This window comes from Acidovorax sp., from assembly GCF_046339755.1.
Classification (GTDB): domain Bacteria; phylum Pseudomonadota; class Gammaproteobacteria; order Burkholderiales; family Burkholderiaceae_C; genus Acidovorax.
In genome coordinates this window covers 1-11,037 of record NZ_JBKDTZ010000074.1, presented here as the reverse complement: position 1 = coordinate 11,037, position 11,037 = coordinate 1, and the positions used below count along the sequence as shown (strand labels likewise).

The 11,037-nt window shown below is 71.2% G+C and carries 10 protein-coding genes; all 10 read left to right on the top strand.

Going from position 1 to position 11,037, the window contains the following annotated elements; genetic code table 11:
• Positions 1-910, top strand: a 910-nt coding sequence (locus tag ACK59X_RS05845) for a hemin-degrading factor (RefSeq protein WP_409955957.1), incomplete at its 5' end; no start/stop codon positions are given.
• The gene (locus ACK59X_RS05840) at positions 900-1,775 is read left to right on the top strand and encodes a hemin ABC transporter substrate-binding protein (protein ID WP_409955956.1); all 876 of its coding nucleotides are present in this window, start codon (positions 900-902) and stop codon (positions 1,773-1,775) included. The genes ACK59X_RS05845 and ACK59X_RS05840, both read left to right, overlap by 11 nt.
• A 17-nt stretch (positions 1,776-1,792) precedes the next feature.
• On the top strand, positions 1,793-2,857 hold the full coding sequence (locus ACK59X_RS05835) for a FecCD family ABC transporter permease (RefSeq protein WP_409955955.1): 1,065 nt from the start codon (positions 1,793-1,795) through the stop codon (positions 2,855-2,857).
• Complete coding sequence (locus ACK59X_RS05830; RefSeq protein ID WP_409955954.1) at positions 2,854-3,666, top strand: heme ABC transporter ATP-binding protein; 813 nt, start codon at positions 2,854-2,856, stop codon at positions 3,664-3,666. The genes ACK59X_RS05835 and ACK59X_RS05830 overlap by 4 nt, the downstream gene beginning before the upstream one ends.
• 112 nt (positions 3,667-3,778) lie before the next feature.
• The gene (locus ACK59X_RS05825) at positions 3,779-4,159 is read left to right on the top strand and encodes a hypothetical protein (protein ID WP_409955953.1); all 381 of its coding nucleotides are present in this window, start codon (positions 3,779-3,781) and stop codon (positions 4,157-4,159) included.
• Between the two features lie 148 nt (positions 4,160-4,307).
• Entirely contained in the window at positions 4,308-5,555 is a 1,248-nt protein-coding gene (locus ACK59X_RS05820; protein ID WP_409955952.1) for a TolC family protein, read from the top strand.
• Positions 5,556-5,586: 31 nt separating this feature from the next.
• Positions 5,587-6,141: a hypothetical protein gene (locus ACK59X_RS05815; protein ID WP_409955951.1), complete on the top strand. Its 555-nt coding sequence runs from the start codon at positions 5,587-5,589 to the stop codon at positions 6,139-6,141.
• Positions 6,138-7,247 (top strand): efflux RND transporter periplasmic adaptor subunit, encoded by a 1,110-nt coding sequence (locus tag ACK59X_RS05810; RefSeq protein ID WP_409955950.1) that lies wholly within the window; start codon positions 6,138-6,140, stop codon positions 7,245-7,247. The genes ACK59X_RS05815 and ACK59X_RS05810 overlap by 4 nt, the downstream gene beginning before the upstream one ends.
• Positions 7,248-7,259: 12 nt before the next feature.
• A complete protein-coding gene (locus ACK59X_RS05805; protein ID WP_409955949.1) occupies positions 7,260-10,379 on the top strand; it encodes an efflux RND transporter permease subunit in 3,120 nt (1,039 codons plus the stop codon).
• A 38-nt stretch (positions 10,380-10,417) separates the two neighbouring features.
• Positions 10,418-10,807: a hypothetical protein gene (locus tag ACK59X_RS05800; RefSeq protein WP_409955948.1), complete on the top strand. Its 390-nt coding sequence runs from the start codon at positions 10,418-10,420 to the stop codon at positions 10,805-10,807.
• The last annotated feature ends 230 nt before the right edge of the window (positions 10,808-11,037 follow it).

The window sequence follows — 11,037 nt, the reverse complement described above, 5'->3', positions numbered from 1 at the left end:
GCTGCAGGCGCTGGAGGCCTGCGGCCCGCTGATGGCGCTCACGCGCAACGAGGGCGTGGTGCACGAGAAGACCGGCGTCTACACCAACATCTCGGCCACGGGGCCGGTGGGCCTGGCGCTCGGCGAGGACATCGACCTGCGCCTGTTCTTCGCGCAGTGGCACGCAGGCTTTGCCGTGACCGAAGCCGCCGCCGACCCGTCACGCGCGCCCATGCGCAGCCTGCAGTTCTTCAACGCCCACGGGCGTGCGGTGCACAAGGTGTTCACGCGAGACGCAACCGACCTGGCCGCGTTCGATGCCGTGGCGCAGCGCTTTGCTCTGCCCAGCGCGGGCTATGTGTTCGGCGCGCCGCCGCAGGCCGAGGTGCCGCGGCCCGATGCCGAGATCGACATTGCCGGCCTGCGCGAAGGCTGGGCCGCGATGCAGGTCACGCACGCGTTCTTCGGCCTGACCAAGAAGTTCGTTGTGGAGCGCCAGCAGAGCTTTCGCCTGGTGGAAGGGCAGTTTGCGTGGCGCCTGGCGAAGGAATCGGTCACCGCCGTGCTGCAGCAGGCCGCTGCGGGCGGCCTGCCCATCATGGTCTTCGTTGGCAGCGGCGGCTGCATCCAGATCCACACCGGCCCGGTGAACAATATCAAACCACTGGATACGCCCGGCGGCGCGCAGTGGATCAATGTGCTCGACCCCGGCTTCAACCTGCACCTGCGCACCGACATGGTGGCCAGCGTGTGGCTGGTGGAAAAACCCACCGCTGACGGTGTGGTGACCTCGGTCGAGGCCTTCGACCCTGCGGGCGAGCTGATGGCCATGTTCTTCGGCGCACGCAAGCCCGGCCAGGCCGAGCTGCAGGGCTGGCGCGACCTGGCGGCCCGCCTGCCGCGGCTGCAGGAGCTGGCCCATGCTGCGTGAGACCGCATTGATCCATCGCCGCCAGGTGCTGCTGGGTGCCGCAGCGCTGCCTGCCGTCTTCACCGTGGGCCAGGCCCATGCAGCGGGCGCCGCGCGCATCGTCTCGCTGGGCGGCGCGCTGACCGAGGTGGTCTACCTGCTGGGTGCGCAAGGCCAGCTCGTGGGCACCGATACGACGAGCCTGGTCCCCGAGGCTGCGCAGAAGACCGCCAAGGTCGGCTACATGCGCCAGCTTTCGGCCGAGGGGCTGCTGTCCCTCAAGCCCGATGCCGTGGTGGGCACCACCGAGGCAGGGCCGCCCGTGGTGCTGGACCAGGTGCGCAGCGCCGGTGTGCGCGTGGAACTGGTCAAGGCCGACCACACCTGGGACGAGGTGCAGCGCAAGGTGGCCACCGTGGGCCGCGTGGCGGGCCGCGAACGCGAGGCCGCCGCCCTGCAGGCCGACCTCGACGCCCAGTGGGCGGCGGTGCAAAAGAGCGTGGCCGCGGCTGCGCGGCGCCCGCGCGCGATCTTCATCCTGTCGCACAGCGGCAGCCCCATGGTGGCGGGCACCGGCACGGCGGCCGACGCGCTGATCCGCTTTGCCGGCGGCACCAACGCCATCACCCAGTTCGCGGGCTACCGGCCGCTCACGGCCGAGGCCATGGCCAGTGCCGCGCCCGAGGTGCTGCTCAACAGCACCCAGGGCATCGAGGCACTGGGCGGTGAGGCCGCGTTCTGGCAGCGGCCGGAGCTGGCCCTTACCCCGGCCTTCCGCCGCAAGGCCCTGGTGACCATGGAAGTCAGCCAGTTGCTGGGCTTTGGCCCGCGCCTGCCTGGCACGGTGCGGGAGATCCAGGCGCGCCTGCAGGCGATCACCGCGTGAGCGGGGCAGCCGCCACCATGCAGCCCATTCCACGGCGCGCTCCCGGGCGCCTGTCCCCGCGCGCCGCGCTGGCGCTGGGCCTCGCCCTGGTGCTGCTGGCCTTCGTCTGGGGCAGCACGCAGGGCGCTTATGCCATCACCACCGGCCAGCTGTGGCAGGTGCTGATGCAGGCCGTGGGTGCCGTGCCTGCGCCCGAGAATGCGCCCGAGTACCTGGTCTTCGTCAACATCCGCCTGCCGCGCCTCATTATGGGCGTGGCTGCCGGGGCCGGCCTGGGTCTGGCCGGCGCGCTGATGCAGGGGCTGTTCCGCAACCCGCTGGCCGACCCCGGCCTGATCGGCGTGAGCAGCGGTGCGGCACTGGCCGCGGCGCTCACCATCGTGCTGGGCATGCACTGGCTGCCGGATTTGCTGCGCACCCTGGGCAGTTGGCCCCTGGTGACCATGGCCTTCAGCGGTGGCCTCATCGTCACGGCGCTGATCTACGGGCTGGCGCAGGCCGATGGCGGCACGCGCATGGGGCTCATGCTGCTGGCCGGTGTGGCGGTCAACGCGCTGGCGCTGGCGGGCCTGGGCTATCTCAATTTCATCTCCACCGACGAGCAGTTGCGCAACATCCAGATGTGGCTCTTGGGCAGCCTGGGTGGCGCGCGCTGGAGCGCCGTGGCCCTGGTGGGCGGCGTGGTGGCGGTGGCCTGCAGCCTGGGCCTGGCGCTGGCCCGGCCGCTCAATGCGATTGCCCTGGGCGAGGCGCAGGCCGCGCTCTTGGGCGTGCCGGTGGAGCGCACCAAGCGCCTGGCCGTGCTGGTGACCGCGCTGGCCGTGGGCGCCGTGACGGCTGCTACCGGCATCATCGGTTTCATCGGCCTGGTGGCGCCGCACTGGGTGCGCCTGGTGGCCGGGCCCGACCACCGCGTGGTGCTGCCCTGCTCGGCCCTGCTGGGCGCGACGCTGGTGCTGGTGGCCGATGTGGTGGCGCGCACCATCGTCAAGCCGGCGGAGCTGCCGCTGGGCGTGCTCACCGCCTTCATCGGCGTGCCGCTGTTTTTGGCCATGCTGCGCCAGTTCCGGGGCAAGGTGTGAGTGCGAACCCGCCCCCTTCCGGCGATCCGCTGGTGTGCGATCAGTTGGGTGTCGGCCTGCCGGGCCGGCCCTTGCTGGCCACCGTGCATGCGCAGCTGCAGCCCGGCCGTTTCACGGCCATCCTCGGGCCCAACGGGGCGGGCAAGTCCACGCTGCTGTCCATGCTCTCGGGCCAGCGCGCGCCGCGCTCGGGCAGCGTGGGCCTGGGTGGGCGGGTTCTGGGGCGCATTTCCGCGCCGGAACTGGCGCGCCTGCGCGCAGTGCTGCCGCAGGAGACGGCCGTGGCCTTCGACTTCACGGTGCAGGAGGTGGTGGAGATGGGCCGCTTTCCCCACCGCCAGGCGCCCAGCCGGCACGAGGCGCGCATTGCCCAAGACGCCATGCAGGCCACGGGCGTGGCCCACTTGGCTACGCGCGGTGTCAACACCCTCTCGGGCGGCGAGCGCGCACGTGCCCACCTGGCCCGGGCCCTGGCGCAGATCTGGGAGCCCCGGCCCGATGGCGCCACGCGCTGGCTGCTGCTCGACGAGCCGACTGCCGCGCTGGACCTGGCGCACCAGCACCAGGCCATGGCCCTGGTGCGCCGCTGGGCGGTGGAGCAGGGCATCGGCGTGGTGGCCGTGCTGCACGACCTGAACCTGGCACTGCGCTATGCGCACGACGTGGTGCTGATGGGCGCGGGTCGCTGCGATGTGGGGCCCACGGCGCAGACGCTGGATGCCGCGGCGATTGCGCGCGTCTGGGGTGTGCAATGCTCCGAGGTGCGCGCCAGCGACGGCGTGGCGCAGTTCCTGGTGGCTGCGGGATGATGCGCAGATGACGAGTCGGTCATCTCTCCATGCCATACCCTTGGACGCCTGGGGATATGGCCCCTGGCGCATGCTGCGCCGCGCCATCTTGTCACTAGAATGCGCGCACACCATGCGCCGCCTGCTGCTCGTCTTCCTGCTGCTGTTCATGCCGCTCCAGTCCATCTGGGCCGCGGCATCGCCGTATTGCGGGCACGAAGCGGCGCCGCAGGCATCGCATTTCGGCCACCATGTGCACGAGCACCAGGCCGATGGCGCGCATGCTGCGCCCTCCCAGGCGAACGAGACACCGGACCACAAGGCCCTCGCCACTTCCGGCACGGCCGACATGGACTGCCACGCCTGCCACGGCGTGGGCAGCGGTATGGCGCTGAGCGCCAGCGCACAGGCCATTGTGGTGTCGGTAGGCCGTCCTGCGCCCCAGATGGCTCCCGCCTGGGTGCTCCCCCCTCTATCCCGCCCCGAACGCCCCAACTGGTCCGTCCTCGCCTGAGCGGCGAGGCGGGCTGAGGGCGGCCCCTTCCTGACGATTGCAAGCTGCCCTGTGGGCAGCAGCGGAGCGCGCGCACAGGTGCGTGCGTGCCGGGCGTCGTGCCTTGCCGATTTCAACCCGTGGCCCCTGGCCACTGCAGAGGAATCGGATGCAACGAACGAGAAAATCACACACGCCACGGCTGGGCATCGCCGCCGTGGCCCTGGGGTGGGCATTGGCCGGCAGTGCCGCGCTGGCCCAGCAAGCCGCACCACCGCTTACGCTCAAGGCCCTGTTCGAGCGCGCCTGGGAGCGCCAGCCCGAGGCCCAGTCGGCCGCGCTGCGGCGCGAGTCCGCGCAGGCCGCGCGCAGCGGTGCCAACGCCTGGACGGCCGAGCCAGCCGCGCTGGAGCTGTCGCGCAAGAGCGACCGCCCCGGCAGCAACCAGGGCAGCCGCGAGTACGAGGTGGGCGTGGCCCTGCCGCTGTGGCTGCCCGGCGAGCGCACACGCAAGCAGGCCTTGGGCGATGCCGAGATCCAGGCCTTGGAAAGCCGCCGCCTGGCCGCGCAACTGCAATTGGCCGGCACCGTGCGCGAGGCCTGGTGGGCCCTGCAGCGCGCGCAGGCTGAACTGGGTCTGGCCCAGGACCGGCTGCAGAGTGCGCAGCAGCTGGCAGCCGATGTGGCGCGGCGCTTCAAGGCCGGCGACATGTCGCGCGCCGACCAGACCCAGGCCGAGGGGGCCGTGGCCCAGGCCGAGGCTCTGGTGGCGGAAGCCACGGGCGCACGCGACGCCGCACAGGCCGCGTTGGCGGTATGGGGCGGTGCCGTGGTCCAGGCCGATGGCGCCGAGCCTGAAGCGCTGCCTGCTGCCGGCCTGCCCGCTGAGCACCCCGCCGTGGCCGACTGGCAAGGCCAGGCGGAAGTAGCGCGCCGCGCCGCAGATCTGGCGGCTGTGCAGACCCGCGCCAACCCGGAGCTGACCGTGGCCGCCACGCGGGCGCGCGAGCAATCGGGCGAGCGCTATGCGCAAAGCTTCACGCTGGGCGTGCGCATCCCCCTGGGTGGTGGCGAACGCGCGCATGCCAAGGAGGCCGCCGCGCGCGCCGATGCGCTGGACGCCGAGGCCCGCGCCCGCGTGGAGCAGGACCGCCTGGCCGCCGACGTGGCCGCTGCCGCTGCCCGCGTGAAGGCCGCCCAGGCCCAGCGCGCAGCCATGGAGCGCCATGCGGCCCTGGCGCGTGATACGCGCGGCTTTGTCGACAAGGCCTTCCGCCTGGGCGAGGCCGACTGGCCCACGCGCCTGCGTGTGGAGCTCGACGCCGTGCAGGCCGAACGGCAGCTCGCGCGTGCCCGCATCGACGCGGCCGCCGCCATCTCCACCCTGCGCCAGGCCATGGGCCTGCTGCCGCAGTGAGCGCCCCCTCATTCCCTTCTTCTGGACCACCATGCAATCCCTTTCCCTGATTCCCACCCTGGGCCTGGCCCTGGTGCTGGGCCTTCTGCCCCCGGCCGTGCTGGCCGACGCCGCCCATGCCCACGGCGAAGCGCCCGCTGCCGCTGCAGGCCCTGCGCTGCCGCGCTTTGCCGCCACCTCCGACCTGTTCGAACTGGTCGGCGTGCTCGATGGGCAAAAGCTCGCGCTCTACCTCGACCATGCGGGCGACAACAGCCCCGTGAAGGATTCGCAGATCGAACTCGACATCGCCGGCACGCGCGTGCCCGTGACCCGCGTGGCCGACGGCGAATTCCAGGCCGCCCTGGCCGCTCCGCTGGCCGAGGGCGTGAGCCCCGTCACGGCCACGGTGGTGGCCGGCAGCGAGACCGACCTGCTGGCCGGCGAGATCGATGTGCATGCCGCCGCGCATGCCCATGCCGAGCCTTCGGGCCTGATGCGCCGCCCCGCGGTGCTGGCCGGCGGCATTGCCGCTACGCTGGGTGCCCTGGCCCTTGTGTGGGGCCTGCGCCGTGGCCGCACCGTCCGCGTGGGAGGTGCAGCATGAAGCGCAACCTGATTGCCGCCATGCTGGCGGCGGCAGCCCTGTGGGCCCCGCTCTCCGCGACCGCAGGAGAAGGCCATGACCATGGCGATGCACCACCCGCCGCCGACGGCAACGGCCCCAAGCGCCAGCCCGATGGCAGCGTCTTCTTGCCCAAGCCCGCACAGCGCCAATTGGGCGTGCGCACGCTGGTGGCGGCCGAGGGCCGGCACCCCAAGGCCTTCGAGCTGGCCGGCACGGTGGTCATGGACCCCAATGCCGGTGGCAAGGTGCAGGCCGCGCTGGCCGGCCGGCTGGAGGCGGGGCCCAAGGGCCTGCCCGGCGTGGGCCAGGCGGTGCGCAAGGGCGAGGTGCTGGCCTATGTGGTGCCCACGGCGGGCGCCATCGAACGCTCCAACCAGCTGGCCCAGCAGGCCGAGCTGCGCGCATCGCGCGACCTGGCCGCACGCCGCGTTGCGCGCCTCAAGGAACTGGCCGACACCGTGCCGCGCAAGGAGATCGAGGCGGCCGAGAGCGAGCTGCAGAGCTTCACCCAACGCCTGGGCGCGGTGGGGGCCGGCCTGTCCACGCGCGATGCGCTGGTGGCACCGGTCTCGGGCGTGATCGCCTCGGCCAATGCGGTGGCGGGCCAGGTGGTCGATGCGCGCGAACTGGTGTTCGAGGTGGTGGACCCCTCGCGCTTGCGCGTGGAGGCACTGGCCTACGACACGGCCCAGGCCCACAGCGTGGCCGGAGCCGCGCTGGCCGTGGGCGGGCAGCGCGTGCCGCTGCGCTTCCTCGGCGCGGCGCGCAGCCTGCGCGAGCAGGCGCTGCCGCTGCAGTTTGCCGGCGATGCCGCGGTGCTGGGCACCCTGGCCCTGGGCCAGCCGGTGCGCGTGTTCGTGCAGTCCACCGAACAGGCTGCGGGCGTGCAGGTGCCCGTCGCCTCGCTGCTGCGCAACCCCGCCAACCAGACCATCGTCTGGGTCAAGGAGGCGCCCGAGCGCTTTGCGCCGCGCGTGGTCACCTATGTGCCGCTCGACGGCACCTCGGTGGCCGTGACCTCGGGCCTCAAGGCCGGCGACCGTGTGGCCACGCAGGGCGCCACGCTGATCAACCAGGTCCGCTGAGGGAGCCGCACGATGTTCAAGTGGCTACTCGAAAGCAGCCTGGCCAACCGGCTGCTGGTGCTCATGGCGGCGGGTGTGCTCATGGCCTATGGCGCCTTCACGCTCTCGCGCACCCCGGTGGATGTGTTCCCCGATCTCAACAAGCCCACGGTCACGCTGATGACCGAGACCGGCGGCATGGCCGCCGAAGAGGTGGAGCAGCTCATCACCTTCCCGCTGGAGACGACGATGAACGGCCTGCCCGGCGTGGAGAGCGTGCGCTCCACCTCCAGCGCCGGCCTGTCCTTCATCTACGTCACCTTCGACTGGAGCACGGACATCTTCCGCGCCCGGCAGATGGTGTCCGAGCGCCTGTCGTCCATGGAGGAGGGGCTGCCCGTGGGCGTGACGCCGCGCATGGGGCCCATCAGCTCCATCATGGGCGAGATCATGCAGGTGGCGATCCCCATCGACGTGCAGCGCACCACGCCCATGGCCGTGCGCGAGTACGCCGACTGGGTGCTGCGCCCGCGCCTGCTGGCGATTGCCGGCGTGGCGCAGGTGATCCCCATCGGCGGCGAGGTGCGCCAGTTCCAGGTGCAGCCGCAGACGGCGCGCATGGCCGAGCTGGGGATTACGCACGACCAGCTCACGGGCGCGCTCAAGGGCTTCTCCAGCAACACCTCGGGTGGCTTCCTGGAGCTCAACGGGCGCGAGTACCTGATCCGCCACCTGGGCCGCACCTCGCGCCTGGAAGACCTGCAGAACCTGGCCCTCACCGCGAAGAACGGCCAGCCCGTGCTGCTGCGCCAGGTGGCCGAGGTGACCTTCGCCGCCGCGCTCAAGCGCGGCGATGCGGGTTTCGAGGGCAAGCCGGCCGTGATCCTGGGCATCCAGAAGCAGCCCACGGCCGACACCATCGCGCTCACGCGCAGCATCGAGGCGGCGCTGGTGGACCTCAAGGCCTCGCTGCCCGCGGGCATGGAGGCGCCGCGCGTCACCTTCCGCCAGGCCAGCTTCATCGAGGCCTCGGTCACCACCCTGCAGGGCAAGCTCATGGGTGCCTCGGTGTTCGTGGCGGTGATTTTGTTCGTGTTCCTCGGCACGCTCAGGCCCACGGTGATCGCGCTCACCGCCATCCCGGTGTCGATCTTCATCACGGCGCTGGTGTTCAAGTACTTCGGCCTGTCCATCAACACCATGACCCTGGGCGGCCTGGCGATTGCCATCGGCGGCCTGGTGGACGATGCGGTGGTGGACGTGGAGAACGTGCTGCGCCGCCTGAAGATGGACCGCGCCAAACACCCCAACCACCGCCTGCACCCGCTGGAGGTGGTCAAGCTCGCGTCGATGGAGGTGCGCTCGGGCATCCTCTACGCCACGGCCATCATCGTGCTGGTGTTCCTGCCGCTGTTTGCGCTGCCGGGCATCGAGGGGCGGCTGTTCGTGCCCCTGGGCATCGCCTTCATCGTCTCCACGCTGGCCTCGCTGCTGGTGTCGGTCACGGTCACGCCGGTGCTGGCCTTTTACCTGCTGCCGCGCATGAAGAACCTGGACCATGGGGACACGCGCGTGGTGGCCTGCCTCAAGGCGCGCTACCGCGGCGGATTGATGGGCGTGCTGGCGCGCCCGCGCATCGCCATGGCCGTGAGCGCAGTGGCGGTGGCGCTGTCGGTGGCGGCGGTGCCGTTCTTTCCGACCACCTTTCTGCCGCCGTTCAACGAGGGCACCTTGCTCATCGGCATGCGCCTGAACCCGGGCGTGACGCTGGCCGAGTCGACCGCCCTGGCCAGCCAGGCCGAGGTGCTGGTGCGCCAGGTGCCCGAGGTCACGCACGTGGGCCGGCGCAGCGGCCGGGCCGAGCTCGACGAACATGCCGAGGGTGTGCACGTGAGCGAGCTCGACGTGGGCCTGCTGCCAGCGGCCGAGCTGAAACGCAGCATGGCCGAGGTGCAGGCCGACATCCGCAGCCGGCTGGCGCAGATGCCGGCGGCCATCGCCATTGGCCAGCCGATCTCGCACCGCATCGACCACATGCTCTCGGGCGTGCGCTCGCAGATCGCGATCAAGCTCTTCGGCGAAGACCTCGATACCCTGCGCGGCCAGGCCGATGCGCTGCGCGCGCGCCTGGCCAGCATCGACGGCCTGGCCGACCTGGAGGTGGAAAAGCAGGTGCTGGCACCGCAGATCACCGTGCGCGTGGACCATGCCGCTGCGGCGCAGTACGGCGTGCCGGCGGCGCAGGTGCTGGTCACGCTGCAGGGTTTGGTGGAAGGAGAGAAGGTCACGCAGATCGTGGAGGGCAGCCGCCGCTTCGCGCTGGTGGTGCGCCTGCCCGAGAGCGCGCGCTCGCTCGATGGCCTGGCGCAGATCATGATCGAGACGCCGCGCGGGCGCGTGCCCCTGTCGCGCCTGGCCAGCATCGAGGACGGCGACGGCCCCAACCAGATCAGCCGCGACGACGGCAAGCGGCGCATCGTGCTCTCGGCCAATGCGCAGGGCAGGGCGCTGTCCGACGTGGTGGCCGACATCCGCAAGGTGGTGGGCGAGACGCGCCTGCCCGAGGGCTACTTCATCACCCTGGGCGGCCAGTTCCAGGCGCAGGAGGAAGCGAGCCGCCTGGTGGGCCTGCTGGCCATCGTCTCGCTGGTGCTGATGTTCGTGGTGCTGTACACGCGCTACCGCTCGGCCACGCTGTCGGCGCTCATCATGGCCAACATCCCGCTGGCGCTGGTGGGCGCCGTGCTGGGGCTGTGGATCTCGGGCCAGCCGCTGTCGGTGGCGGCGCTGATCGGCTTCATCACGCTGGCGGGCATCTCGGTGCGCAACGGCATCCTCAAGGTCAGCCACTACCTGAACCTGATGCGCGTGGAGGGCGAGAACTTCGATACCGCGATGATCGTGCGCGGCTCGCTCGAACGCCTCTCCCCCGTGCTCATGACCGCCCTGGTCACCGCCTTCGCGCTGGCACCGCTGCTGCTGGAGGCCGAGCGCCCGGGCACCGAGATCCTGCACCCGGTGGCCGTGGTGATCTTCTCGGGCCTGATCAGCTCGACCCTGCTCGACACCTTCCTGACCCCGGCCCTGTTCTGGCTGTTCGGCCGGCGCGACGCCGAGCGCCTGCTCGACGACCGCAATGCCGAGGCCTTCTGATTTTTCCTCTGTCACCCTCCACCCCTGAAAGGACAACCATGACAAGCAAATTCCTTCTGGCCGCGCTGGCGCTGGCCGTTTCGAGCACTGCCTTTGCCGCTGGTGACCACAGCCACGGCGATGACCACAAGCCGCAGCACGGCGGCATCGTGGCCGGCACCCACGACATGGACTATGAGCTCGTGGCCAGGCCCGATGTGATCACCCTGCACCTGCGCGACCACGGCAAGCCGGCCAGCGCGCAGGGCGTGGGGGCCAAGCTCACGCTGCTCAACGGCACGGAGAAATCCGAAGCCGTGCTGGTGCCGGCCGGCGACGGCAAGCTCGAAGCCAAGGGCAGCTTCAAGGTGGCGGCCGGCACCAAGGTCGTGGCCCTGGTGACCCTGCCGGGCAAGAAGCCGGCGAATGTGCGCTTTGCGTTGAAGTAAGCGCAAACGGGAGGGGTGTGGAATGCGTCACGCAAATGGCGCGGTCTTGCGGTGGCATGGGCGGCGTGCGGCACACGCATCGCCTACCATGCGCCCGTGCCTGCCTCCACCGATTTTGATTTTTCCGCGCTGGCCGAGGGCATCGCCCAGGCCAGCCGCGCGGCCCTGGCCGAGATCTCCGAACGCTGCGGCCCCGGCGATCCCGTTTGCGCCTTCACGCTCTATACCGA